This window comes from Microbacterium sp. HD4P20 (assembly GCF_019449275.2).
Lineage (GTDB): Bacteria > Actinomycetota > Actinomycetes > Actinomycetales > Microbacteriaceae > Microbacterium.
In genome coordinates this window covers 18,711-43,085 of record NZ_JAHZQZ020000017.1, presented here as the reverse complement: position 1 = coordinate 43,085, position 24,375 = coordinate 18,711, and the positions used below count along the sequence as shown (strand labels likewise).

At 69.9% G+C, this 24,375-nt stretch carries 23 protein-coding genes; 20 read left to right on the top strand and 3 right to left on the bottom strand.

The window, feature by feature from the left end:
- Window positions 1-69 precede the first annotated feature (69 nt).
- The 5 genes from K0817_RS12345 (at window position 70) to rbfA (ending at window position 6,838) form a co-directional block, all read left to right on the top strand.
- Window positions 70-1,959, top strand: a complete 1,890-nt coding sequence (locus tag K0817_RS12345; protein ID WP_219981814.1) for a lipase family protein — start codon at window positions 70-72, stop codon at window positions 1,957-1,959.
- A 115-nt stretch (window positions 1,960-2,074) separates the two neighbouring features.
- Window positions 2,075-3,061: a transcription termination factor NusA gene (gene nusA, locus K0817_RS12340; RefSeq protein ID WP_219981813.1), complete on the top strand. Its 987-nt coding sequence runs from the start codon at window positions 2,075-2,077 to the stop codon at window positions 3,059-3,061.
- A gap of 73 nt (window positions 3,062-3,134) precedes the next feature.
- Complete coding sequence (locus K0817_RS12335; protein WP_219981812.1) at window positions 3,135-3,389, top strand: YlxR family protein; 255 nt, start codon at window positions 3,135-3,137, stop codon at window positions 3,387-3,389.
- 91 nt (window positions 3,390-3,480) lie between these two features.
- Entirely contained in the window at window positions 3,481-6,270 is a 2,790-nt protein-coding gene (gene infB, locus K0817_RS12330) for a translation initiation factor IF-2 (protein ID WP_253735357.1), read from the top strand.
- 97 nt (window positions 6,271-6,367) lie between these two features.
- Window positions 6,368-6,838, top strand: coding sequence for a 30S ribosome-binding factor RbfA (rbfA, locus tag K0817_RS12325; RefSeq protein WP_219981811.1), 471 nt, complete (start codon window positions 6,368-6,370; stop codon window positions 6,836-6,838).
- Between the two features lie 14 nt (window positions 6,839-6,852).
- Here the strand turns inward: rbfA and K0817_RS12320 are convergent, their stop codons facing one another.
- The gene (locus K0817_RS12320; RefSeq protein ID WP_219981810.1) at window positions 6,853-7,719 is read right to left on the bottom strand and encodes an A/G-specific adenine glycosylase; all 867 of its coding nucleotides are present in this window, start codon (window positions 7,717-7,719) and stop codon (window positions 6,853-6,855) included.
- Between the two features lie 36 nt (window positions 7,720-7,755).
- Between K0817_RS12320 and K0817_RS12315 the strand changes: the two genes are divergently transcribed.
- From K0817_RS12315 to K0817_RS12270, 9 genes are all read left to right on the top strand, one after another.
- On the top strand, window positions 7,756-8,442 hold the full coding sequence (locus K0817_RS12315) for a uridine kinase (RefSeq protein ID WP_219981809.1): 687 nt from the start codon (window positions 7,756-7,758) through the stop codon (window positions 8,440-8,442).
- On the top strand, window positions 8,442-9,341 hold the full coding sequence (truB, locus tag K0817_RS18555; protein WP_219981808.1) for a tRNA pseudouridine(55) synthase TruB: 900 nt from the start codon (window positions 8,442-8,444) through the stop codon (window positions 9,339-9,341). The genes K0817_RS12315 and truB overlap by 1 nt, the downstream gene beginning before the upstream one ends.
- Window positions 9,338-9,706, top strand: a complete 369-nt coding sequence (locus K0817_RS12300) for a hypothetical protein (protein ID WP_219981807.1) — start codon at window positions 9,338-9,340, stop codon at window positions 9,704-9,706. Before truB ends, K0817_RS12300 begins: the two co-directional genes overlap by 4 nt.
- A gap of 70 nt (window positions 9,707-9,776) precedes the next feature.
- A complete protein-coding gene (locus K0817_RS12295; protein ID WP_253735356.1) occupies window positions 9,777-10,220 on the top strand; it encodes a hypothetical protein in 444 nt (147 codons plus the stop codon).
- Entirely contained in the window at window positions 10,217-11,188 is a 972-nt protein-coding gene (locus tag K0817_RS12290; protein ID WP_219981806.1) for a bifunctional riboflavin kinase/FAD synthetase, read from the top strand. Before K0817_RS12295 ends, K0817_RS12290 begins: the two co-directional genes overlap by 4 nt.
- Window positions 11,189-11,236: 48 nt before the next feature.
- Window positions 11,237-11,617 (top strand): hypothetical protein, encoded by a 381-nt coding sequence (locus K0817_RS12285; protein WP_219981805.1) that lies wholly within the window; start codon window positions 11,237-11,239, stop codon window positions 11,615-11,617.
- A gap of 43 nt (window positions 11,618-11,660) precedes the next feature.
- A complete protein-coding gene (deoC, locus tag K0817_RS12280) occupies window positions 11,661-12,668 on the top strand; it encodes a deoxyribose-phosphate aldolase (RefSeq protein WP_219981804.1) in 1,008 nt (335 codons plus the stop codon).
- 41 nt (window positions 12,669-12,709) lie between these two features.
- Complete coding sequence (locus K0817_RS12275) at window positions 12,710-14,152, top strand: aldehyde dehydrogenase family protein (protein ID WP_219981803.1); 1,443 nt, start codon at window positions 12,710-12,712, stop codon at window positions 14,150-14,152.
- The gene (locus tag K0817_RS12270) at window positions 14,149-15,012 is read left to right on the top strand and encodes an aldehyde dehydrogenase (protein WP_219981802.1); all 864 of its coding nucleotides are present in this window, start codon (window positions 14,149-14,151) and stop codon (window positions 15,010-15,012) included. The genes K0817_RS12275 and K0817_RS12270 overlap by 4 nt, the downstream gene beginning before the upstream one ends.
- Window positions 15,013-15,215: 203 nt before the next feature.
- Here K0817_RS12270 and K0817_RS12265 read toward each other — a convergent pair whose 3' ends face one another.
- Both K0817_RS12265 and K0817_RS12260 read right to left on the bottom strand, forming a co-directional pair.
- Window positions 15,216-15,686 (bottom strand): hypothetical protein, encoded by a 471-nt coding sequence (locus K0817_RS12265; protein WP_219981801.1) that lies wholly within the window; start codon window positions 15,684-15,686, stop codon window positions 15,216-15,218.
- Window positions 15,687-15,919: 233 nt separating this feature from the next.
- Window positions 15,920-16,639, bottom strand: a complete 720-nt coding sequence (locus tag K0817_RS12260; RefSeq protein WP_219981800.1) for an NRDE family protein — start codon at window positions 16,637-16,639, stop codon at window positions 15,920-15,922.
- Between the two features lie 48 nt (window positions 16,640-16,687).
- Here K0817_RS12260 and coaBC point away from each other — a divergent pair, with 48 nt between their 5' ends.
- From coaBC to K0817_RS12230, 6 genes are all read left to right on the top strand, one after another.
- Window positions 16,688-17,911, top strand: coding sequence for a bifunctional phosphopantothenoylcysteine decarboxylase/phosphopantothenate--cysteine ligase CoaBC (coaBC, locus tag K0817_RS12255; protein ID WP_219981799.1), 1,224 nt, complete (start codon window positions 16,688-16,690; stop codon window positions 17,909-17,911).
- 78 nt (window positions 17,912-17,989) lie between these two features.
- Window positions 17,990-18,889: a glycerophosphodiester phosphodiesterase family protein gene (locus K0817_RS12250; protein WP_219981798.1), complete on the top strand. Its 900-nt coding sequence runs from the start codon at window positions 17,990-17,992 to the stop codon at window positions 18,887-18,889.
- A gap of 157 nt (window positions 18,890-19,046) precedes the next feature.
- Window positions 19,047-19,649: a hypothetical protein gene (locus tag K0817_RS12245; protein ID WP_253735355.1), complete on the top strand. Its 603-nt coding sequence runs from the start codon at window positions 19,047-19,049 to the stop codon at window positions 19,647-19,649.
- Window positions 19,650-19,885: 236 nt separating this feature from the next.
- A complete protein-coding gene (locus K0817_RS12240; protein ID WP_219981796.1) occupies window positions 19,886-22,036 on the top strand; it encodes a DEAD/DEAH box helicase in 2,151 nt (716 codons plus the stop codon).
- 149 nt (window positions 22,037-22,185) lie between these two features.
- Entirely contained in the window at window positions 22,186-23,214 is a 1,029-nt protein-coding gene (locus K0817_RS12235) for an ATP-dependent 6-phosphofructokinase (RefSeq protein ID WP_219981795.1), read from the top strand.
- A gap of 131 nt (window positions 23,215-23,345) precedes the next feature.
- Window positions 23,346-24,272 (top strand): hypothetical protein, encoded by a 927-nt coding sequence (locus K0817_RS12230; protein WP_253735354.1) that lies wholly within the window; start codon window positions 23,346-23,348, stop codon window positions 24,270-24,272.
- The last annotated feature ends 103 nt before the right edge of the window (window positions 24,273-24,375 follow it).

Genomic DNA, 24,375 nt, shown 5'->3' with positions numbered 1-24,375 from the left:
GGACAGCCGACCAACCGGAGCGTGATCCGGAGCAGCTGAGCCGACGGGGGCGACCTCCGGCGATCTATGATGGTGCGGGTGATCCGCGGAGCCCGTCATCTCCGCGTGGCCGGCTGGAGCATCGCGCCACGGCTCCTTCGTGGCGCACCCCCGGCGGCTCTGGCAGTCGTCGGTGCGTTGTCTCTGCTGGTGGGTCTGCTGATCGTCACGCGGCCCCTGACCTCGCTGTTCCTGCTGACGATCTACGTCGGACTCAGCGCCGTGTTCACAGGCGTCGCGAGAATGCTGGGGACCCCCGAGTCGGCCCTGTGGTCGCGTGTGACGTTCGGGGCGCTGTGGATCGGGCTCGGCCTCGCCATCCTGGTCGGTCTTGGCCGCACGCTCGAACTGCTGCCACAGCTGATCGCCGTTCTGCTGCTCGTCGGCGGCCTCGCCTCGCTGTACGACGCGATCTCACGGGGCCGCGTCAGCCAGCGCGTGCTCGCCACTGCGTGGGGAAGCGCTCAGGTCGTCTTCGGCATCCTCGCCTTCTCGTGGCCCGATGTCACCGTCCTGGTCGTCGCCATCGTGTTCGGGGTGCGCACCATCGTCTTCGGCGCGACCCTGGTGGTGCGGGCGGTGCGTGCCTACGTCGCGGGCCGGGGGACCGCCCCAGCGGACGTCGGGTCACGTGAAGAGGACAAGAACGGCGCGATGGATGCCTCGGCCCAGCCGACACCTCGTGCCCGCGCACGCAGCGCGTGGGTGGCGGCGGGCCGCTACGGGGTCGCGGCGCTGCTGGTGGCGCTCGCGGCGGTCGGCTGGTGGGCCAGTTCGTGGCTGTCTGACGGCGCCCCCGTCGTGGACGCCTTCTACGATCCGCCCCCGGTGGTGCCGTACGAGCATGGTCGGCTCATCCGGGTGGGCGAGTTCGCCGGTCAGGAGCCGGCGGGCGCCCACGTCAACCGCATCCTCTACACCACGCGCGACGCGGTCGGCCAGCCGGCGGTCGCCAGCGCGCTCGTGATCGTGCCGGACGAGCGGCCACCCGGCGCACGCCCGGTCATCGCGTGGAACCACGGCACGACGGGAGTGGCCAGGGGCTGCGCACCGAGTCTGCGTGACGCCTCCGCGACGAAGTGGGCCATCCCGGCGCTCGACGAGGCGATCCGACGCGGATGGATCGTGGTGGCGTCGGACTACTCCGGTCAGGGTGCTCCAGGTGTCTTCCCGTACCTCATCGGCCGAGGGGAGGCGCGGTCCTCGTTGGATGCGGTGCTGGCGGCGGGGGAGTTGGATGACGTGACGCTGTCGGCGCGCACGGTGGCGTGGGGCCACTCGCAAGGCGGGCACGCCGCGCTGTGGATGTCGCAGATCGCCGAGGACTATGCGCCGCAGGTCGACATGCTCGGCACCGCGGTGCTGGCACCCGCGGCCGATCCGCTCGCGCTGGCGGACGAGCTCACCGACGGCGACGCCAGTGTGCTTCTGTCGATCCTGATCTCGTGGGTCCTGGTGCCCTACGCCGACACGTATGACGACGTCGACCTCGCGAGATACATCGCTCCCGGCGCCGAAGCGATCGTGCGCGAGATGACCCAGCGCTGCCCGTCCGAGCCCGGAGTGATGGTCTCGGTCGCCACGGCGCTGGGGGTGGCAGAGGACCGTCCGCTCTACGTGGGGGATCTCACCGCCGGGGCGCTCGGCCGGCGGCTCGCCGACAACGTGCCCACCGGGCCGTGGGAGCACCCGCTCCTGGTCGTGTGGGGGACGGAGGACGAAGTGATCCCTCCGCGACTGCAGGAGGAATTCGTCGACCGCCTGTGCGCCCAGGGTGAGCAGGTCCGCCGGCTCGCATACCGCGGATACGACCATCTCGGGACGCTGCTGCCGGGATCGCGCTTCCTGCCGGTCCTCGTGAACTGGACCGAGGCGAGGCTGACCCGCACCGACACGCACGTCGACGACTGCGGTCGGTGAGCGACGAGCGCCCGGCGACGCGCGCGTACCGGATTCGCGCAGCGTGGCATCGGGTAACGTTGTAGGGTTCCGGCGCGCGTCGACGTGCCGGTGAGAGCTGAATACGGAGGCCACTGTGGACATCGATCTCGGACTGCTTCGGACCGTCGAGCGCGAGAAGGAGATCCCCTTCGATGAGCTCGTGCGCATCATCGAGCAGGCGATCCTGACCGCGTATGCCAAGCACACGTCGCCGACCGGCGAACTCCCCGAGGGTGCGCGCTCGGAGCTCGACCGCAAGACCGGCCATGTCGCCGTCTTCATCCCCGTGCTCGACGAAGAGGGGGCTGTCATCGGCGAGGAGGAGAGCACTCCCGAGGACTTCGGGCGTATCGCCGCCTTCGCCGCGAAGCAGGTCATCAGCCAGCGGCTGCGAGACATCGCCGACGACGCCGTGCTGGGGGAGTTCCGCGGCAAGGAGGGCGATATCGTCGCCGGAATCGTGCAGCAGGGCCCCAACCCCCGAATGGTTCACGTGGACCTGGGCACGGTGGAGGCGATCCTGCCTCCGGAGGAGCAAGTGCCGAGCGAGAACTATGCGCACGGCTCGCGGCTGCGCGTCTACGTCACGAGCGTCTCCAAGGGTGCAAAGGGGCCGGCCATCACCGTGTCGCGGACCCACCCTGGCCTGGTCCGCAAGCTCTTCGCGCTCGAGGTCCCCGAGATCCCCGCCGGGCTCGTCGAGATCGTCTCGTTGGCCCGCGAGGCCGGTCACCGCACCAAGATCGCGGTGAAGGCGAACGATCCTTCGATCAACGCCAAGGGCGCCTGCATCGGCGAACTCGGGCGTCGTGTGCGCGCGGTCACCGAGGAGCTCGGCGGCGAGAAGATCGACATCGTCGACTACGACCCCGAACTGGCGAAGTTCGTCGCCAATGCGCTGTCGCCGGCCAAAGTGACCTCGAGCTTCATCCTGGATGCCACGAGCAAGGCGGTGCGGGCGCTCGTCCCCGATTACCAGCTGTCGCTGGCCATCGGCAAGGAGGGGCAGAACGCCCGGCTGGCCGCCAAGCTCACCGGCGCCAAGATCGACATCCAGCCCGACAGCATCCTCGAGTCCTGAGGACCGCTCGAGATCGGCGCCCGGCCCGCGAGGTGTGAGAGAGGGGTCCGGGGTGTAAGCCCCGGCGTGTAGAATGGAAGCTGTACGAACGTGCGTCGGATGCCGCACGCGTGCTCCCCGGTCCGCCCTTCTGAGGGTGGTCGCCGTCGATTCGGCTGTCGTTCCTGACACTCGTGCGTCGATGCCCGGACGAGGCGCGTGGGTGCACGAGACGAAGGAGTGCGTGGAGTCCGCCATCCGGCGCCGCGCCTTCGTTCGGGCATTGCGTGCGTCGGGTCCGCTCGACACGCAGACCATCGAGAAATACCTACAGCGAACAAAAGGCTGAACGGCTATGGAAACAAAGTGAACGGCTCGAAATGAGACCCGTCCGCGACTAATGGTCTGCCCTGTCTGGGTAGACCTCAGACAGGAGAATTGTGGCTGCCAAACCACGCGTGCACGAGATCGCTTCCGAACTCGGCGTCGACAGCAAGGTCGCGCTCGAGAAGCTGAAGGCCCTGGGCGAATACGTCAAGAGCCCCTCGTCCACCATCGAACCCCCCGTGGCGCGCAAGCTGCGCGCCGCGCTCGAGGCGGATGGCGCAGCGAAGCCCGCCGCCGATGCCAAGCCCGCGGCTGCCGCGGCCAAGCCGGCCGCACGTCCGGGCCCGTCCCGACCTGCGGCACCCGCCGCCAAGCCTGCGGCCCCGACCCCTGCCGCTCCGGCTGCTCCCGCGCCTGCTCCCGAAGCAGCGCCGGCGGCCCCCGCCGCGCAGGCTCCTGCCGCGCAGGCGCCCGCCGCGCAGGCTCCCGCCGACGCAGCGGCACCGGCGGCTCCCGCCGAGCCGAAGCCCGGCGGCGCTGCTCCCGGCCCGGCGGCCCCCCGCCCCGGCGGCACGCCGCGACCGGGCAACAACCCCTTCGCCTCCTCGCAGGGCATGGGCCAGCGCCCCGCCGGCCCGCGGCCGGGCAACAACCCGTTCGCGTCGGCGCAGGGCATGGGCCAGCGTCCCACCCCCGGCAACATCCCGCGTCCGCAGGCTCCGCGCCCGGGCGCCCCTCGTCCCGGCGCCCCGCGTCAGGGCGGCGCAGGCCGCCCCGGTGGCGGCGGTCGTCCCGGTGCCCCGTTCCAGCAGCGTCCCGGCGGTCCCGGCCGTCCCGGCGGCGCCGGTGGCGGTGGCGGCGGCTTCCAGCGTCCCGGTGGCGGTGGTCCGCCCGCAGGCGGCTTCGCCGGTCGTCCCGGTGGCGGCGGTGGCCGTGGCCGTGGTCCCGGCGGTGGCACCGCGGGTGCCTTCGGCAAGGGCGGCGGCAAGTCGAAGCAGCGCAAGTCGCGTCGCGCGAAGCGGCAGGAATTCGAGATGCGGTCGGCGCCGGTCGTCGGCGGCGTCAACGTCTCCAAGGGCAACGGCGAGATCATCCGCCTGCGCCGCGGCGCGTCGATCTCCGACTTCGCCGACAAGCTCGAGGCGCTGCGCGGCTACAACGTGCAGCCCGGCACGCTCGTGACCATCCTGTTCAACCTGGGTGAGATGGCGACCGCGACCGAGTCGCTCGACGAAGCCACCTTCGAGGTGCTCGGCGAAGAACTCGGCTACAAGATCCAGATGGTCTCGCCCGAGGACGAGGACAAGGAGCTCCTCGAGGGCTTCGGTCTCGACCTCGAGGCCGAGCTGGAGGCGGAGAGCGAGGAAGACCTCGAGATCCGTCCTCCTGTGGTGACCGTCATGGGTCACGTGGACCACGGTAAGACCCGCCTGCTGGACGCGATCCGCCAGACCAACGTGGTCGCCGGCGAGGCCGGCGGCATCACGCAGCACATCGGTGCCTACCAGGTGTGGACCGAGCATGAAGAGATCGAGCGCGCGATCACCTTCATCGACACCCCCGGGCATGAGGCGTTCACCGCCATGCGTGCCCGCGGTGCGCAGGTCACCGACCTCGCGATCCTCGTGGTCGCCGCCGACGACGGCATCATGCCGCAGACGGTCGAGGCGCTCAACCACGCCCAGGCGGCGAACGTGCCGATCGTGGTCGCGGTGAACAAGGTCGACAAGCCGGACTCGAACCCGGCGAAGGTGCGACAGCAGCTCACCGAGTACGGTCTGGTCGCCGAGGAATACGGCGGCGACGTCATGTTCGTGGATGTGTCGGCACTGCGTGGTCTCGGCATCCAGGAGCTTCTCGACGCCGTCCTGCTGACCGCCGACGCGGGACTGGACCTCACGGCCAACCCGAACAAGGCCGCTCGCGGTGTCGCCATCGAGGCGAAGCTCGACAAGGGTCGCGGCTCGGTTGCCACCGTCCTGATCCAGTCGGGAACCCTGCGTGTCGGCGACGCGATCGTCGCGGGCACGGCCTACGGCCGCGTGCGCGCCATGATCGACGAGAACGGCGACCCGGTCGACGAGGCCTACCCGTCTCGCCCGGTGCAGGTGCAGGGTCTGAACTCGGTGCCGCGCGCCGGCGACACGTTCATCGTGACCGAAGAGGACCGCACCGCTCGCCAGATCGCCGAGAAGCGAGAAGCGGCCGAGCGCAACGCCCAGCTGGCCAAGGCCCGCAAGCGCATCTCGCTCGAGGACTTCACGCGCGCTCTCGAAGAGGGCAAGGTCGAGTCGCTCAACCTCATCATCAAGGGCGACGTCTCGGGTGCCGTCGAGGCGCTGGAGGAGTCGCTGCTCAAGATCGAGGTCGACGACTCGGTGCAGTTGCGGATCATCCACCGCGGCGTCGGTGCCATCACCGAGTCCGACATCAACCTCGCGACGATCGACAACGCGATCGTCATCGGGTTCAACGTCCGTCCCGACACGAAGGCGCGCGAGCGCGCCTCGCGCGAGGGAGTGGACGTCCGGTTCTACTCGGTCATCTACAACGCGATCGACGACGTGGAACAGTCGCTCAAGGGTCTGCTCAAGCCGGAGTACGAAGAGATCCAGTCGGGTGTGGCAGAGATCCGCGAGGTGTTCCGCTCCTCGAAGTTCGGGAACATCGCCGGTGTCATCGTCCGTTCGGGCACGATCACGCGCAACGCCAAGGCGCGCGTCATCCGCGACGGCGTGGTCCTGGCCGACGGCCTGGCGATCGAGTCGCTGCGTCGCTTCAAGGACGACGTCACCGAGGTGCGCACCGACTTCGAGGCCGGTATCGGGCTCGGCAAGTTCAACGACATCCAGGTCGGCGACGAGATCGAGACCACCGAGATGGTCGAGAAGCCGCGAGGCTGACCCAGTCGGTCGTTGAGCGAGCGAAGCGAGACGAAACGCGTGCACACCGCGCGTTTCGTCTCGTTCCTCGCTCGACGGCCGGGAACAAGGAGCAATCATGGCAGGCGAACGTCAGGCCCGTCTCAGCGACCGGATCCGCGTGGTCCTCGCCGAGCGCCTCGAGAAGGGGTTGCGGGATCCGCGCCTCGGATTCGTGACGATCACGGACGTGCGGGTGACCGGCGACCTCCAGCACGCATCGGTGTTCTACACAGTGCTCGGCTCGGACGAGGAGCGCGAAGCGTCGGCGCAGGCGTTGAAGTCGGCGACCGGGATGCTGCGCTCGGAGCTGGGCAAGCACCTCAATGTCCGGCTGACCCCGTCGCTGGAGTTCATCCCCGACGCGCTGCCCGACACCGCCGGGCACATCGCGGATCTGCTGCGCGAGGCGCGTGAGCGGGATGCCGCGGTGGCGGGCATTGCGGCCGCCGCGTCGTATGCCGGCGAGGCCGACCCGTACCTCAAGCCGCGCGACATCGACGACGAGACCGGCGAAGAGACCACGGAAGAGACCACCGAAGAGGACTGACCCTTTCGGTGCGGTCATGAGGGCAGGCGGAGCATCCCGCCGGATGCCTCGGCCAGTCCATCGGCGATCAGCGAGTCGATCGCCCGGTCGCGCTGGTGAGAGTCGGGCCAGTCCGGCACGACCTCGGTCAGCGGCACCGCGTGGGCCGCCGCATCCCTCAGGGTTCTGAGGACTGCGCCGCGCGCCTGCCGATCGCTGCCCTCGTAGCGCGCCTGCCTGCGGCGCTGGTCGCCGGTCTCGGGGTAGCCGGCGGCGCGCCACGCGCAGCGGTCGGCGATCGGGCACGCATCGCAGCGCGGCACGCGTGCGACGCAGACGGTGGCGCCGAGCTCCATCGTCGCCGCGTTCACGACCGCGGCCTTCTCGATGCCGCGGGGCAGTTGCGCCTCCATCTCGGCGAGGTCTCGGCGAGAGGGTGGACCGGGCTGGGAGCGGCCGCCGAGCGCGCGGGCCAGCACGCGCCTGGTGTTGGTGTCGACGACGGGATGCCGGTCGCCATAGGCGAAGACCGCCACCGCTCTCGCGGTGTAGTCCCCGATGCCCGTGAGTGCGAGCAGATCACCCACGTCGCGAGGAACAATGCCGTCGTGGCGATCGCGGATCTCGACTGCCGCGCGGTGCAGCCAGAGCGCCCGTCGGGGATAGCCGAGGTTCGCCCACTGGCGCACGGCCTCGGCCGGCGCATCCGCGGCCAGCGCCGCCGGCGTGGGCCAGCGCTCGAGCCAGCTCTCCAGGTGAGGGACAACGCGGTTCACGGGGGTCTGCTGCAGCATGAACTCGCTCACGAGGATTCCCCAGGCCCCGTAGCCGGGGCGACGCCACGGCAGATCTCGTGCGTTCTCGCGGTACCACGCGGCGAGCGGGGTCGCGAGGTCGGGCATGCCATCGAGCCTATGCCGCCGCCGTAGGCTGGAGTCATGCGCCTTCCCGTGACGCCTGCGACCACCCTGTGGCGTGACCTCCGGGACGACGTGCTCCGGCACTACCCGGCAGGGCGCGTGATCGTCGCTGTCGACGGGGTCGACGGATCGGGCAAGACGACGTTCGCCGACGGTTTCGCCGAAACCTTCGCCGAGACCGGTGCGGCGGTGTTCCGCGCGTCGATCGATGACTTCCACCGGCCCCGGGCCGAGAGATATGCGCGCGGACGCATGAGCCCTGAGGGTTTCTATCGCGACTCGTACGACTACCCGACCTTCCGCCGCGTGCTCGTTGATCCGTTCCGCGACGGCGCGCAGGCTGGGGCCGGCACGGGGTTTCAGCTGACGGGGTTCGACCTGGTGCGCGACGCGCCGGTCGAGTCGCAGTGGGTCACCGCGCCCCGCGATGCTGTGCTCGTGGTCGACGGCATCTTCCTTCACCGTCCCGAGCTGCGAACGGTGTGGGACTGGTCGGTGTGGCTCGATGTTCCGTGGCGAGTCGCCTACGCCCGCATGGCGCTGCGCGACGGCAGCGACCCCGACCCCGACGCCGCCTCGAACGCTCGCTATCGCCAAGGGCAGGAGATTTACCTGCGCGAGGCGCGCCCCACCGAAGCGGCATCTGCGATCGTCGACAACGCCGATCTCGCACAGCCCCGCCGTATCTTCACGGGAGCGGGCTGATGGTCGCGCCCGGCATCCTGCTCGTCGACAAACCCGGCGGCATGACCTCGCATGACGTCGTCGCGCGCGCCCGACGCGCGCTGGGCACCCGCAAGATCGGGCATGCGGGCACACTCGATCCGATGGCGACCGGCCTCCTCGTGCTCGGTGTCGAGGGCGCCACCCGGCTGCTGACCTTCGTCGTCGGCCTCGACAAGACGTATGAGGCCACCATCCGGCTCGGCGTCGCGACCGACACCGACGACGCCGACGGCGAAGTGGTGTCGATGACGGATGCCTCGCTCTTGACGCCGGTGGCCATCGCGGAGGGGATCACGGCGCTCACAGGCCGCATCTCGCAGGTGCCGAGCACCTTCTCCGCGATCAAGGTCGACGGGCGCCGCGCCTACGACCTCGCCCGCGCCGGCGAGGACGTGCAGCTGAAGGCACGCGAGGTGACGGTCTCGCGCTTCGACATCGTCGCCTCGCGTACAGGGCTCGAGGCGGGGCATGGGTTCGTCGACCTCGACGTCGTGGTGGACTGCTCCAGTGGTACCTATATCCGCTCGCTCGCGCGCGACCTCGGGGCAGGCCTCGGCGTCGGCGGGCACCTCACCGCGCTGCGCCGCACCCGGATCGGACCCTTCGCCGTCGACGACGCGGGCGCGCTGGACGCCTTCCCCGACACGGCGATGCTGACGCCGGCGGCCGCGGCCGCGGTCGTCCTCGGCCGCTTCGACGTCACGGCGGACGAGGCGCGGGATCTGCGGCACGGCAAGCGGCTCACCGGCGCGGGCGTGCGGCTCTCGACGAGCCCGGTGGCGGCGGTGGGTCCCGACGGCGCTCTCGTCGGGATCGTCGAGCGCCGGGGCGACGACATCAAGAGCGCGATGAACATGCCAGAGGAGGCATCCGCATGATCCTGTGGTTCACGATCGCGCAGCTGTTCGTCGCCGTCGCAGCCGGACTGTTCTGCGTCATCGCCGGGCTCGCGGGGCGCCGACCGAGCGACTGGACCGTCGGCGCGCTCGCGCTCGTCGAGCTGCTCCTCATCGGCCAGGTCGTGGTCGCGATCATCGCGCCGCTGGTGGGCAATTCGCCCACCGGGAGCCTTCTGGAGTTCTGGGTGTACCTCGTATCGGCCGCGCTGCTGCCGCTCGGGGCCGTCGCCTGGGCCCTGCTGGAGCGGAGCCGCTGGAGCACTGTCATCATGGGCATCGCGGCGCTGTCGATCGCCGTCATGGTGTGGCGCATGCAGGTGATCTGGACCGTGCAGATCGCGTGAGCACCGGCGCCGGTCTGGCTGCCGTCGACGGGCGCCGGCGCTGCGGCATCCGAACTAAAATCGAGGGGATATGTCGACGCCGCCCCGCCCTCGCATGACCGGAATCGGCCGTGTGCTCGTGATCGTGTACGCGATCATGGCGCTCGCCGCCACCGGCCGGTCCTTCGTCCAGATCGTCCAGCGATTCGATGAGGCCCCGCTCGCCTACACGCTCTCGGCGGTGTCGGCGGTCGTCTACATCGTCGCGACGCTGGCCCTCGTGTTCGCAGGCCGCCGCGGGTGGTACCTCGTCGCGTGGGTGGCGATCGTCTTCGAACTCATCGGTGTGCTGGTGGTCGGCGCCCTCAGTCTCGCCGTTCCGGAGCTCTTCGCGCACGACTCGGTGTGGTCCTGGTTCGGGCGCGGGTACGTGTTCGTGCCGCTGGTGCTGCCGTTCCTCGGCCTGTGGTGGCTGGTGACGCACCGGCCCGCGGCATCCGTCCACGCCACCGAGCCTGCAGCGGTCCGATCGTGATCGTCTTCCGCGCCCCGGGCGACGTCCCCGCCGGATTCGGCCCCTCGGTGGTCGTGATCGGCAAGTTCGACGGTGTGCACTCGGGACATCGCGCCGTGATCGACCGCGCCCGGGTGGATGCCGAGGCCGCGGGCGCTCGCGTGGTGGCCGTGACGTTCGACCGCAATCCGCTCGCCCTCCTGCGGCCCGAGATCTGCCCGGACAGTCTGGTAGGTGCGAACCAGAAGCTTCAGCTGCTCGCTGATGCGGGCGTCGACGCGACTCTCATGCTCACGTTCGACCGCGCGCTGGCCGACCTCGGCGCGCGCGAGTTCGTCGAGCATGTGCTCGTCGGAGCCCTCGGTGTGCGGATCGTGCTCGTCGGAGCCGATTTCCGCTTCGGGCGCGGGGGAGCGGGCGACCCGGCGCTGCTGCGCGAGCTCGGCACCCAGTTCGGGTTCGAGGTCGACGTGATCGACGATGTCCGGGCGATCGACGCGGGGCGCCGCGTGTCGTCGACATGGGTGCGCGACCTGCTGGCCGAGGGCGACGTGGCCGGTGCCGCCAGGCTCCTCGGCCGCCCGCACGCGGTGCGGGGGGAAGTCGTCCACGGCCTCAAGCGCGGGCGCGACCTCGGCTTCCCCACCGCGAATCTCGCTGCCGACCTGGAGGGCTTCGTCCCGGCAGAGGGCGTGTACGCGGGCTGGCTGATCGACGCGGGCGCGCGCGGTGACGGGTCGGCGCAGCCGCGCAGCAGCGTGCGCTACCCCGCCGCGATCAGCGTGGGCACCAACCCGACGTTCGACGACATCGACGTGCTGCAGGTCGAGGCCTATGTGCTGGACGAAACCGACCTCGACCTGTACGGCCACACCGTCGACGTCGAGTTCGTCGAGCGCATCCGCGGCATGGTCGCGTTCGAGGGCGTGGAGCCTCTCATCGCGCAGATCACCGACGACGTCGCGCGAGTGCGGCGCGAGCTGTCCTGAACCGCCGTGCCATAGACCGGCGGCCCCTGTCGCGCCTACGATCGAGGCGTGAATCCGCTGGAGCTGTTCGCCGCCGACACGGCGGCCGCGAACCCCGTCAATCTGTGGGGCGCGCTCGGCTGCGCTGTCGCATATTCCGCCTCGCTGCTGGCGACGCTCGACGCGTTCGCCGACCTGATCCTCGCGAGGGGCGATGCGCCCGCCGGGCGGCTGACCCCCGGGGTAGGCTTGAAGTCCGCCTCCAAGCTTGCGGCGGCGGCGATCGCAGTCCTTGCGGCGGCCATCGTGCTGGCGCTCGACGAGAACTGGTTCGCCTTCACCACCTTGAGCATCGCGTTCGCGGTGGTCGTCGGGATCGGCGTGATCGTACTGCTACGGCATTCGAAGGCGACCGCCGTGCAGCACGCACCGGCGAACAAGACCGGGTGAGGCGTCCTCGCCCTCACCCGAGCCACACGACTGAGGGAGAACAATGAGCCGGACCGATCTGCAGACGCTGCCCGAGCGGGCCGTCGAGCTGCTCGGCGGCGAGCCCGACGACACCACGCTGCGGCGCTATCTGCACGGATTGGCAGGCGTCGATGCCGTCGGTCTCGACCAGCGCGCAGCCGGCCTGGGCACCCGCTCCATCAAGACGACCTCCAAGGCGTGGGCGCTCGACAAGATCATCGAGCTCATCGACCTCACGACCCTCGAGGGGGCCGACACACCCGGAAAAGTCCGGTCGCTCGTCGCGAAGGCACTGAACCCGGATGCGTCGGACCCGACCTGTCCGCGGGTCGCCGCCGTCTGCGTCTACGGCGACATGGTGCCGCATGCCGTGGCAGCCCTCGGCAGCGCCCACGGCGACCCGGACGAGGGCGGCGTCTCGGTAGCCGCGGTCGCCACGGCGTTCCCGAGCGGACGTGCGTCACTGGACATCAAGCTCGCCGACACGGCGGAGGCGGTCGCGCACGGCGCTGATGAGATCGACATGGTGATCGACCGCGGCGCGTTCCTCTCGGGCCGCTACGGCCTGGTGTTCGATCAGATCGCGCGCGTCAAGCATGCGTGCCGCCGCGAAGACGGCACCTACGCGTCGCTCAAGGTGATCCTCGAAACCGGCGAGCTGAACACCTACGACAACGTCAAGCGCGCGTCGTGGCTGGCGATCCTCGCCGGCGGGGACTTCATCAAGACTTCGACCGGCAAAGTGTCGCCGGCGGCCACGCTGCCGGTGACGCTGCTGATGCTCGAGGTCGTGCGCGACTGGCATCGTGCGACGGGCGAGAAGGTGGGCGTCAAGCCCGCGGGCGGCATCCGCACCTCCAAGGACGCGATCAAGTACCTCGTGACCGTGGCTGAGACCGTGGGGGAGGAATGGCTGCAGCCCCACCTCTTCCGGTACGGAGCATCCAGCCTTCTCAACGACGTGCTGCTGCAGCGCCAGAAGCTGAAGACCGGACACTACTCCGGGGCCGACTACGTGACGATTGACTGAGTCGCAGCCAGGCGACTGATTCCCGATCTCGGAAGACACACATGAGTTTCCTCGAATACGCACCGGCGCCCGAGTCCCGGGCCGTCCTCTCACTCAAGCCCGAGTACGGGCTCTTCATCGACGGCGACTTCCGGTCGGGGTCGGGCGAATCGTTCGCCACCATCTCGCCCGCCGACGAGAAGCACATCGCCACGATCGCCTCGGCGAGCGACGCGGATGTCGATGCCGCCGTCGGCGCCGCCCGCCGGGCGTTCGACAAGACCTGGTCGAAGATGAGCGGTCGCGACCGCGGCAAGTACCTGTTCCGGATCGCCCGGCTCGTGCAGGAGCGCGCCCGCGAACTGGCCGTGGCAGAGAGCCTCGACAACGGCAAGCCCATCAAGGAGAGTCGCGACGTCGACGTGCCGCTGGTCGCCGCCTGGTTCTTCTATTACGCAGGCTGGGCCGACAAGCTCGACTACGCCGGCCTCGGGGCCGACCCGAAGCCGCTGGGCGTGGCCGGCCAGGTGATCCCGTGGAACTTCCCGCTGCTCATGCTCGCGTGGAAGATCGCGCCGGCGCTCGCCGCAGGAAACACCGTCGTCATCAAGCCCGCCGAGACCACTCCGCTGTCGGCTCTCATCTTCGCCGAGATCCTGCAGCAGGCCGACCTGCCGCCGGGCGTCGTCAACATCGTCACCGGCGCCGGGCCGACCGGTGCGGCCATCGTGCGGCATCCCGATGTCGACAAGGTTGCCTTCACGGGCTCCACGGGCGTCGGACGCGAGATCGCGAAGTCCGTCGCCGGCACCGACAAGAAGCTCACGCTCGAACTCGGCGGCAAAGCCGCGAACATCGTGTTCGAAGACGCCCCGATCGACCAGGCGATCGAGGGCATCGTCAACGGCATCTTCTTCAACCAGGGCCACGTGTGCTGCGCCGGCAGCCGCCTGCTCGTGCAGGAGTCGGTCCACGACGAGGTCGTCGACCGGCTGAAGACGCGGCTCTCCACGCTGCGCCTGGGGGATCCGCTCGATAAGAACACCGACATCGGTGCGATCAACTCTCGCGAGCAGCTCGAGCGCATCCGCGAGCTCAGCCGCATCGGCGAGGAGGAGGGCGCAGAGCGCTGGAGCGCAGACTGCGTCATTCCCGACAACGGGTTCTGGTTCGCTCCGACCATCTTCACGAACGTGCAGGCGAGCCACCGCATCGCGCGCGACGAGATCTTCGGACCGGTGCTGTCGGTGCTCACCTTCCGTACGCCAGCCGAGGCCATCGAGAAGGCGAACAACACGCCTTATGGCCTCTCCGCGGGCATCTGGACAGACAAGGGATCACGCATCCTCGCCGTCGCCGACCGGCTCCGCGCCGGCGTGGTGTGGGCGAACACCTTCAACCGCTTCGATCCGTCGTCGCCGTTCGGCGGCTACAAGGAATCCGGGTACGGCCGCGAGGGCGGCCGCCACGGACTCGCCGCCTACCTGAAGGGAGCGCGCGCATGAGCAAGCGACTCAGCGTCCCGAAGACCTACAAGCTCTTCATCGGCGGCGCCTTCCCGCGTAGCGAGTCGGGCCGCACGTACGAGGTCGTCTCCAACAAGGGCGCGTTCCTGGCGAACGCGGCGCTGGCCTCCCGCAAGGACGCGCGGGATGCCGTCGTGGCCGCTCGCGGCGCCGTCAAGGGCTGGTCGGGGGCCACCGCGTACAACCGCGGTCAGGTGCTGTACCGCGTGGCCGAACTGCTCGAGGGTCGCCGCGCGCAGTTCGTCGACGAGATCGTGCAGCAGACCGGGGTGTCGACGTCCGCTGCGACTGCCGAGGTGGACGAGGCGATCGATCGGTGGGTCTGGTACGCCGGCTGGTGCGACAAGTTCGGGCAGGTGGCCGGCAACGGCAACCCCGTCGCGGGGCCCTACTTCAACATCTCGGTGCCCGAGCCCACCGGTGTGGTGGGGGTCATCGCGCCGCAGGACACCGCGCTCCTCGGCCTGGTCTCGGCCATCGCGCCGGCGCTCGTCACGGGCAACTCGGTCGTCGTCGTGGCCGCGCAGCGCTACCCGCTGTCAGCGATCTCGCTCGCCGAGGTGCTGGCGACATCCGACGTGCCCGGCGGTGTCGTCAACATGCTGACCGGTTCGCCCGCGGAGCTCGCGCCGTGGCTGGCCTCACATCCCGACGTGCACGCGCTCGATCTCGTCGGCGCCGGCGACCTCGACTGGGTCGATCTGCAGATCGCTGCCGCCGAGACGCTGACGCGGGTGCTCCCTCCCGAGAACGGGACGGATGCCGCGGCTCCGAGCCTGCAGCGCATCGCCGCCTTCACCGAGACGAAGACCATCTGGCACACCAAGAGTCTGGTCTGATCTTGACCGCTGCTGCAGTCGCATCCCCGCCTGGACCGCCCGGTTCGGCCAGCGGTGAGACGCCTGCAAGTTCGCCCCGCTCAACCTTTACGACGTGGTCTGGCGCGTGCAGAACTGGGTCCGGTCGGGGATGACTGACTAGGCGGGGACAGCGAAGGCCCCGCCTCCCAGGTGGGAAGCGGGGCCTTCAACGCTTGGTGGGGCTAGCGCAGACGCAGCACGTCACCGGGCTGGATCGTGCCCTGCAGGTGAACGTCGTTGAAGTAGAAGATGCCGGGCGAGAAGGTGCAGAACCGGGTTCCAATCCCGGCCATCGCGTCACCAGCAGCGACCGTGTAGAGCGTCGGGATGCCGTCGACTAGCTCGACGGTGCCCGCGGCGAACTCGCGCACTCCGGTGTCGATAGGAGCCTCGAGTGCCGGGCTGATCCCGCCGTCCGGGTAGTACAGCAGCTCGCAGTCGCCGTGGGTGCGGTCCTTGATGGGTTCCGCGGTGGGTTCGCGGTCCGACGCGGGAGTGAGGCCCACGTAAGCGGTCGGCTCTGGCTCGGGGCTGAACACCGCCCAGGAGGACAGTTCGCTGTGGACCGACGCGACGGCCGGAACGGCGAGGGCGACGAGGCCGCCGACAACGAGCGCTGACCCCGCCACGGTGGCCTTGGCCGAGAGTTTCATCATCGCGAATGTACCGGGTGCGGGTTCGCCCACGCCAGAGATTCCGCCCGCCGCACACAGAATCGGATCCGCTGGTGCGGACGGGGCACGCGACACGCCGCGCTGCGGCATCCGGCGACGGCGCGTCGAGGCGACCATCCGCTCCTACGGATCCGATTCTGTGTCCGGCGACCCAGGACCGGAGCCGGGGATTAAGACGGGAATGGGGATGGGGATGCCGGTGGCGAGGCGGGTCAGGCGAGCTCGAGGCCACCGCCCCAGTGGCCGGGCTCGGTCAGCTCGCCGTAGTGCACGTCGATGTCGTGTGGCGACACCGTCGCCACGCACGCGAGGAGTGACAGGGTCGGGTAGCCGTGCGGGCGGTTGTCGCGGATGATCGCGCGGTCATCGGTGCTGCCCAATGCGGCCGACCTCTCGAGCACGTCGACCCACGGCATCCACCATCGTTCGCCATCGGCGGGCTCGGCGGCGCGGAAGTCGTCCAGCCACTCGGCGATCCGCGGTGTCGCAGGGTCATCGACGTCGTCGTGCGCGATCATGTGGGTGCCCGGCGTGAGATCGACCGAGCGCAGGGTGGCGCCGTCCCAGGTCAGAACGCGCGCTCTCGGCCCCTCCACCTCCACGAGGTTGAACCCGTGCGTCGCGGGCTCGCCGTGGGGGGAGCGGCCGGCGACCGACTCGAGCACGATGCCGCCGCGGGATCCGAGCTCGGACGCCGGGCGGGTCGAGGCATCCGCGCGGTTGAGCAGTACGGCGAGTCGCCCCGTCTCGGGATCCGCCGCGAGCCACGCGCCGCCGGCACGCGCGTCCCGCACGCCGATGATCCCCGCGTGCGGCTCGGGCCACCAGCGCCCGAAGGGGTTCCAGGGCCGAGCGGGGTCCTCGTCGCGGATGGCCAGCAGGCGGACGGGCTCGTCTGCCGCCGCCGGGACGCGGATGACGACCGTGCACATATGAGAGCTCCTGCCTGTCGCGATCCGGGGTCGTGCCAAGATCGGAGGATGTTCGTCGTTGTCGGAGTCACGGGCGGGATCGCCGCCTACAAGACCGTGCAGCTCGTGCGTCTCCTGGTGAAGGAGGGCCACGAGGTCCATGTCGTGCCGACCGACGACGCCCTGCGGTTCGTCGGCCTCCCGACGTGGGAGGCGATCAGTCGCCACGCGGTGACCACCTCCGTCCACGATGACGTCGCACGCGTACGCCACGTCGCGCTCGGCCAGGCGGCCGATCTCGTGATCGTGGCGCCCGCGACGGCGAACACCCTGGCGAGGATGACCGCGGGACTCGCGGACGACCTTCTCGGAACGACCCTACTCGCCACTACGGCACCGGTCGTCGTCGCCCCGGCCATGCACACCGAGATGTGGCGACACCCCGCGACGGTGCACAACATCGCGACACTTCGCGAGCGCGGCGTGATCATGGTCGGTCCCGACGACGGCGAACTGACCGGCGGGGACAGCGGACCGGGACGGATGTCGGAGCCCGAGGCGATCTTCGACGCTGCGCTGTCCGCAGCCGGCGCCGCGCGGCGGGACCTCGAAGGTCTGCGGGTGGTCGTGACGGCGGGCGGCACGCGCGAGCCGATCGACCCGGTGCGCTTCATCGGCAACCGTTCCAGCGGAAGGCAGGGCGTCGCGGTGGCGCTCGCCGCCGCCGACCGGGGTGCAGATGTGCGGCTGATCGCCGCTCATGTCGACGATGGCGTGCTCGCCGCCGCATCCACTCGTCCGGGCATCACCGTCGAGCGCGCAGGAACTGCGGTCGAACTCGGGGAGCGGCTGGCCGGGGCCGCCGAGGCCGCGGAGGTCGTCGTGATGGCGGCCGCCGTGGCGGACTATCGCGTGGCTGAGGTGTCGCCGCGCAAGCGTACGAAGGAGACGGCGCCGGACGGCGGGATCACACTCGATCTCGTCGAGAACGACGACCTGCTCGCGGGCCTGGTCGGCCGGCGGCGCGAGGGGCAGACGATCGTCGGGTTCGCGGCCGAGACCCCCGGCGACGGCGAGACGCTGCTCGAGCGCGGACGCCGCAAGGCGGCGCGCAAGGGGGCGGACCTTCTCGCGGTCAACGAGGTCGGCTGGTCGAAGGGGTTCGAGTCCGACGACAATGCGCTGACGATCCTCGACGGCGCGGGCGAGGTCGTGGCGGCGCCGACGGGCACCAAGCGGCAGGTCGCGGACGCCCTGTGGGACGCCATCGTCGGACTCCGACAGAAAGAGTAACGAAACGGTAACGGCGCATGTAGAGTGGTCGGCACCACGTCGACGAGGACGTGGTGCACCACCCGGAGGACATGCCCGATGCCCGACTCCGCTCTTTCCGAACGCCCCGGCGACCGGACCCACGCCCTGTTCGTCGTCTGCGTGCTCGCGGCGGCGAGTCTCGTGATCGCCGTGCTCGCGGCCGCGCCGTCGCGCGTCAGCGCGCGCGAACTGCTGGGCGACACGCGCACTCCCGGCGACGCCGCCTTCATCGCCAGCCACCGCGGTGGCGCGGCGAACGCTCCCGAGAACACGCTGCCCGCGATCGCGGCCGCGCTGTCGAGCGGGTTCGACTACGTCGAGGTCGATGTGGCTCTCACGCTCGACGGGCATCCGGTGCTCATGCACGACGCCACGGTGGACCGCACCACGGACGGCCACGGCCGCGTCGCCGAGCTGACCCTCGCGGAGGTGCGTGAGCTGGATGCCGGGTCGTGGTTCTCCGCGGACTATGCGGGAACGCGGGTGCCCACCCTCGAGGAATTCCTCGACGCGCTCGCGCCGTCCGGCGGGCGGGCGATCGTCGAGCTGAAGGGTGAGTGGGATGCCGCATCCATCGACGCCGCCCTGGCCGGTGTGGCTGCGAGGGATCTCGAGCACCGGGTGGCCCTCGCGAGCTTCGACGCGCGCTCTCTCGCCCTGGCCGCCGCGGCGTCCGACGTCGTGTCGCGCCTGCTGATCCTCAAGCACCTGCCGTCCGACGTCGTCAGCGCGGTGGCCGAAGCGGATGCGCGCGGCGTGGTGGTCAGTCGAAAAGCCGTGCTCGCCCGCCCCGGGATCGTCGATGAGCTGCACGCGGTCGATGCTCGCGTCGTCGTCTACACACTCAACGATGACGCGCATTGGGACGCGGTGACCGCGCTCGGCGTGGACGGCATCGTCACCGACGACCCTCATACTCTTTTCGAGTGGCAGAGGGCGTACGCCGGCTCGGATTGAGGCGTCAGGTGCCCCCCGCGTGGCTGCCGCGGCGTGTCTCGTCGCGCGGCGGCTTGTCTCGTCGCGCGGCGTGCCTGGGCGACGTAGGCTCGGATCACGCGAGACCGGAGGTCACATGCAGTTCCATGCTCGGAGTTCGGCGGGGCGGGTCGTACTGATGTTCGCAGCCGTGGCGACCCTGTCGGTGATGGCGACCGGATGTCAGCCGGAACCGGGGCAGACGCCTTCGCCGGCGTCGACGACGTCCCTCGAGGCTCCCACGCCCGACCCGTCGTTCAGTCCGATCGAGACCGAGCTTCCCGACGCGGATTTCGCACTGCCGGAGTCGTGCGAGGAGATCTACTCCGCCGACATGCTCGCGCAGCTGCAGGCCGCGAACCCGCCGCTGAACGACCCGGGCGTGACGATGCTCTCGACCGAGAGCGCCGATCTGCTTGAGATCATCCACAGCGGTGCGCCGACGATCCGCTGCTCGTGGGGCCAGCCGAGTGAGTTCGGACTGGCGACGAACGTCACCGTGGTCGACGCGGGTCAGGCCGACGCGATCGCGGCAGCTCTGCCGGCGGCCGGGTTCGGCTGCGAGGCGCTCGGCGATGGCACGATCTGCCGCATCGAACAGCGCGGCATCACTCTCGACGACCAGGAGTACACGCGCGGCGAGACGCACTACCTGGGTGAGGGAGCGGTCGTCACCACGGCGTGGATCAACTTCTCGCCCGAGGGCTACACCGAGGATGTCGTCGCGACCCTCTGGGGCTGAGAGGCGCTGTCTTCGCTGCACCTTCCCCGGATACGGGCCGTTTCCCCTTAGAATGGGCGAAGGAAGACCGCTGACGACGTCGCAGCTCGCAGAAGCGAGTGCCCGCGGCCGTCGACGATCAACCCCGATCCCGCGTTCGTGACGGCGTGCGCGCCGCCCGCGGGAGCACGCACAACCATCGGTGTCATCATCCGATCATCGCCGGCCCCGATCCGGCACTCACGCTCAGGAGGAGCATGCCGACCACGGCACCCCAGACGGCGCAGCGTCGCCGCAAGACCTCGTCCGCACGTCGCGACGACGAGGCTCCGATCATCCCGATCCTCGCGCGCAAGGTGCGCGAGGTCGAGGCGAAGGCCCAGCGCGGCAAGCTCGGACCGACCAACCGTGTCAAGTTCCAGGTCATCGCCTTCCTGGTGCGCGAGGAGCGCGCCCGGGTCAAGGCCGACACCGAGCTGACCGACGCCGTGCGCGCCGAACTGCTCAAGCGCCTCGACGGCGTGGCGACGATCCTCGCGAAGACCGCCGCGCGCGACACCTCGCTCATCCAGCTGCTCGAGGTCGATCAGGCCGCCTCGCCGGTCGCCCGGCGCATGCGCCGTGATTGGCTGCTCGAGTCCGGTGCGGAACTGCCGCCGGACGAGCTCATCATCACCGACCTCGCGCCCGTCTCCGTGCCCGTCGTTCCCGCAGCCCTCGCCGAGCGTCAGGTCGTGCCGCCGCAGGTCGAGGCCCGCCAGCTCGCCAATCCCTTCCTCGCTCCGGACCTGGCTCTCCGCGCCCCCAAAGAGACTCCACGCCGGCGTCTGGACAGCTGGGAGCTCATGGGCCCGCTGTACAAGGCTTTCGAGACCGGAGCCGGCGGCGGGGCGGCGTCGATGGACCTGCCGGAAGTGCCCGAGTTCGACCATGTGTCGCCCAAGGGCTTGGAAGTCATGCCGCACCAGTCGCGCTTCCTCGAAGCGGTGCGCACCGGTCACCGATCGTTCCTCCTCGCCGACGAGCCGGGCCTGGGCAAGACCGCGGAGTCCGTGCTGGCGGCATCCGTCGCAGGCGCCTACCCGCTGCTGGCCGTCGTACCGAACGTCGTCAAGATGAACTGGGCTCGCGAGGTCGAGCGCTGGACACCGCAGCGACGGGCGACCGTGATCCACGGGGACGGCGAGAACATCGACGCCTTCGCCGACGTGTTCATCGTCAACTACGAGATCCTCGATCGACACCTTTCCTGGCTCAGCTCGCTCGGGTTGAAGGGCATGGTCGTCGACGAGGCCCACTTCATCAAGAACCTCACGTCGCAGCGCTCGCAGAACGTGCTGGCCCTGGCCACCCGCATCCGGGAACAGGTCAGCAACCCGCTGCTGCTCGCCCTCACCGGCACCCCGCTCATCAACGACGTCGAGGACTTCGACGCCATCTGGCGGTTCCTGGGCTGGACCACGGGCGAGAAGCCCGGCCCCGCCCTCATGGAGAAGCTCGACGAGACGGGGCTCACCCCAGCCGACAAGGCGTTCTATCCCGAAGCGCGCAACGCCGTCATCTCGATGGGCATCGTGCGCCGCAAGAAGAAGGATGTCGCAGCCGACCTGCCCGACAAGCTGATCGCCGACTTGCCCGTCGAGCTCGACGACGAGTTCGGTCGCTCGATCCGGCAGGCCGAGCGCGAGCTCGGCGAGCGCCTCGCTGCTCGCTACCGGCGCATCATCGAGGCTCGCGGCGATCGTGGGCTGGCGCCGGGAGAAGTGGATGCCGACATCGTGCGCCTCGTCGCGCAGAACGAGCTCGAAGAGTCCAAGGCCGCGGGAACCGGTTCCGAGAACGTGTTCACGATGGTGCGGAAGATCGGCCAGGCCAAGGCCCTGCTCGCTGCGGACTACGCAGCGCAGCTGCAGCGCTCGGTCGGCAAGGTGGTCTTCTTCGCCAAGCACATCGACGTCATGGACGCCGCGGAGGCGCACTTCGCGGGGGCGGGTCTGAAGACGGTGTCGCTGCGCGGCGACCAGACCACCACAGCTCGCCAGGAGGCGATCGACGCGTTCAACAACGACCCCGACGTCGGGATCGCCGTGTGCTCGCTGACCGCCGCCGGTGTCGGCGTCAACATGCAGGCATCCTCCAACGTCGTGCTCGCCGAATTGTCGTGGACGGCGGCCGAGCAGACGCAGGCGATCGACCGGGTGCACCGCATCGGTCAGGACGAGCCGGTCACCGCGTGGCGCATCATCGCCGCGCACACGATCGACACGAAGATCGCCGAGCTGATCGACTCCAAGCAGGGGCTCGCGCAGCGGGCACTCGACGGCGAGGCCGTTGACCCGCAGTCGAGCGACTCCGTGCAGCTGTCGGCGCTGATGCACCTGACACGTCAGGCGCTCGGGACGGCATAGCCACTGCGAGACCACGAGGAGGACGTGCGCCGGTCCGGGCGCGCGTCCTCCTGGCGTTTCCGCCGTGTGGCAGGCCACGGCATCCGGCACTAATGTCGGGTGAGGCAGCGTCGCCGACTCTCTTCACCCGACAGCGAGGAACTTGAGCTATGAAGATCGGCATCCTGACGAGTGGCGGCGATTGCCCCGGGCTGAACGCGGTCATCCGTGGCGTCGTGCTCAAGGGGACGACGTCGTACGACCTCGAGTTCGTCGGCATCCGCGACGGCTGGCGGGGCGTCGTGGACGGCGATTTCTTTCCGCTGACGCGCCACGAGGTCAAGGGCCTGTCGAAGGTCGGCGGGACGATCCTCGGCACCAGTCGCACGAACCCGTACGACGGTCCTCGCGGCGGTGCCGAGAACATCGCCAAGACGATGTACGGCCACCGCCTCGACGGGATCATCGCCATCGGCGGCGAGGGCACTCTCGCGGCAGCGAATCGGCTCGCGAACGACGGCATCAACGTGCTCGGCGTGCCCAAGACGATCGACAACGACCTGCGCGCCACCGACTACTCGTTCGGCTTCGACACCGCGGTGAACATCGCCACCGACGCGATGGACCGCCTGCGCACGACCGGGGACTCGCACCAGCGCTGCATGGTCGCCGAGGTCATGGGCCGCCACGTCGGCTGGATCGCGCTGCACGCGGGCATGGCCGCCGGCGCACACGCGATCTGCATCCCTGAGGTGCCGATGTCGATCGACGAGATCTGCGCGCAGGTCACCAAGGCGCACGACCGGGGGCGCGCGCCGCTCGTCGTCGTGTCGGAGGGCTTCACGCTGACCGGCATGGACGAGGCCTTCAGCGACAAGGGCCTCGACGCCTTCAACCGCCCGCGTCTCGGTGGCATCAGCGAGGTCCTCGCGCCCGAGATCGAGCGCATCACCGGCATCGAGACGCGCTCCACGGTACTGGGCCACATCCAGCGCGGGGGGTCGCCCTCGGGCTTCGACCGGGTCCTCGCGACCCGCCTGGGGCTGCACGCGGCCGACGCGGTCGTCGACGGCGCGTGGGGGCAGATGGTCGCGATGCGCGGCACCGACATCGTGCGGGTGCCCTTCGCCGAGGCGCTCGGCGAGCTCAACACCGTGCCCCTCTACCGCTACGAAGAGGCCGCCGCGCTCTTCGGCTGAGCCCCGGGAACCGCCGCTCCCGCAGGCGGTTGGTGTGCCCTCTTCCTCCCCAGATGGCCCGCTGGGATGGGGCGTTCACAGATCCCCGCCGTACGACCTGAGGCCTCTGCCGAACGAGCGACAGTGGGCATATGCCGCGCCACTCGCCTCTACCGTCAGAACTTTCGACCCTGTTCAGTGTCTCCCAGGCGGTCGCCCTCGGGGTTTCGCCGTCTCGGCTCACCCGCCGCGACATCCGCCCACCCTTTCATGGTGTTCGTGCACTGGTCGGGGTCCCCGACTCGACGCTTGTCGAAGCCTGCCTCGGCTATGCGCCCCGCCTGGCGCCGTGGCAGTTCTTCAGTCACGAGACCGTGTTCGGCCTCATCGGGGCGCCGACGCCCGAGTGGCCGTATCGCCCGGCCGTCCACGTTTCGGCCCACCGCCCAGCTCACGAACCGCGAACATCTGGCGTCGTCGGGCATCGGCTGCAGCAGCGTGAGCCCGCCACGCTGATCCTCGCGAACGGGCTCCCGATCGAGCATCCCGTGCGAGCCTGGCGGCAAGCGGGCGCGTTGTGGGCGCTCGACGATCTCATCGCGACGGCCGAGTTCCTGATCTCCGATCGAGGACGCTCACCGATGGCGTCCGTCGAAGACCTTGTCGGGGAGGTCGAGGCGATGGGCGACCTCCGAGGCGGGCTCCTGCGCAGAGCGCTCGCACATGTGCGGGGACGGGTGCGCTCGCCGCGAGAGACTCGACTTCGACTGCTCCTGGTGCGGGCAGGTCTTCCCGAGCCCGAGATCAACTGGACTCTTCGTGACCATCGCGGGACTGCTGTGGCCGAGGCCGACCTCGCCTACCTGCGTTGGCGCGTCGCGCCCGAGTATGACGGGCGAGTGCACGCAGAGGACCCGCAACAGTTCGCGCGAGATGCTGACCGCTGGGAATTGATCCGCGCGCTGGGGTGGGATCACGTTCGCATCCTGAATCACCACATGCGCGACGGTGGGTGCCCGGCCGTTGCAAAAGTTCGCGACGCTCTGATCCGCGCGGGCTGGCGCCCCGGTCAGGCCTGACCCGCTGGCGAGATCGACATTCCCGGCTTCCCGAAGCCTGAGGAAGCCCCGATCCTCGAGGTCAGGCTCAAACGCAGCCCTCCGAGGTCCGAAGTCGCAGCTC

Coding starts and splice junctions, on each gene's coding strand:
- K0817_RS12230 (WP_253735354.1), top strand. CDS start 23,346: ATGCCGCGCCACTCGCCTCTACCGTCAGAACTTTCGACCCTGTTCAGT.
- K0817_RS12275 (WP_219981803.1), top strand. CDS start 12,710: ATGAGTTTCCTCGAATACGCACCGGCGCCCGAGTCCCGGGCCGTCCTC.
- coaBC (WP_219981799.1), top strand. CDS start 16,688: ATGTTCGTCGTTGTCGGAGTCACGGGCGGGATCGCCGCCTACAAGACC.
- K0817_RS12265 (WP_219981801.1), bottom strand. CDS start 15,686: ATGAAACTCTCGGCCAAGGCCACCGTGGCGGGGTCAGCGCTCGTTGTC.
- K0817_RS12335 (WP_219981812.1), top strand. CDS start 3,135: ATGGAAGCTGTACGAACGTGCGTCGGATGCCGCACGCGTGCTCCCCGG.
- K0817_RS12240 (WP_219981796.1), top strand. CDS start 19,886: ATGCCGACCACGGCACCCCAGACGGCGCAGCGTCGCCGCAAGACCTCG.
- K0817_RS12260 (WP_219981800.1), bottom strand. CDS start 16,639: ATGTGCACGGTCGTCATCCGCGTCCCGGCGGCGGCAGACGAGCCCGTC.
- K0817_RS12320 (WP_219981810.1), bottom strand. CDS start 7,719: ATGCCCGACCTCGCGACCCCGCTCGCCGCGTGGTACCGCGAGAACGCA.
- K0817_RS12250 (WP_219981798.1), top strand. CDS start 17,990: ATGCCCGACTCCGCTCTTTCCGAACGCCCCGGCGACCGGACCCACGCC.
- truB (WP_219981808.1), top strand. CDS start 8,442: ATGGTCGCGCCCGGCATCCTGCTCGTCGACAAACCCGGCGGCATGACC.
- K0817_RS12300 (WP_219981807.1), top strand. CDS start 9,338: ATGATCCTGTGGTTCACGATCGCGCAGCTGTTCGTCGCCGTCGCAGCC.
- rbfA (WP_219981811.1), top strand. CDS start 6,368: ATGGCAGGCGAACGTCAGGCCCGTCTCAGCGACCGGATCCGCGTGGTC.
- K0817_RS12270 (WP_219981802.1), top strand. CDS start 14,149: ATGAGCAAGCGACTCAGCGTCCCGAAGACCTACAAGCTCTTCATCGGC.
- K0817_RS12295 (WP_253735356.1), top strand. CDS start 9,777: ATGTCGACGCCGCCCCGCCCTCGCATGACCGGAATCGGCCGTGTGCTC.
- K0817_RS12235 (WP_219981795.1), top strand. CDS start 22,186: ATGAAGATCGGCATCCTGACGAGTGGCGGCGATTGCCCCGGGCTGAAC.
- K0817_RS12245 (WP_253735355.1), top strand. CDS start 19,047: ATGTTCGCAGCCGTGGCGACCCTGTCGGTGATGGCGACCGGATGTCAG.
- K0817_RS12315 (WP_219981809.1), top strand. CDS start 7,756: ATGCGCCTTCCCGTGACGCCTGCGACCACCCTGTGGCGTGACCTCCGG.
- deoC (WP_219981804.1), top strand. CDS start 11,661: ATGAGCCGGACCGATCTGCAGACGCTGCCCGAGCGGGCCGTCGAGCTG.
- K0817_RS12345 (WP_219981814.1), top strand. CDS start 70: ATGGTGCGGGTGATCCGCGGAGCCCGTCATCTCCGCGTGGCCGGCTGG.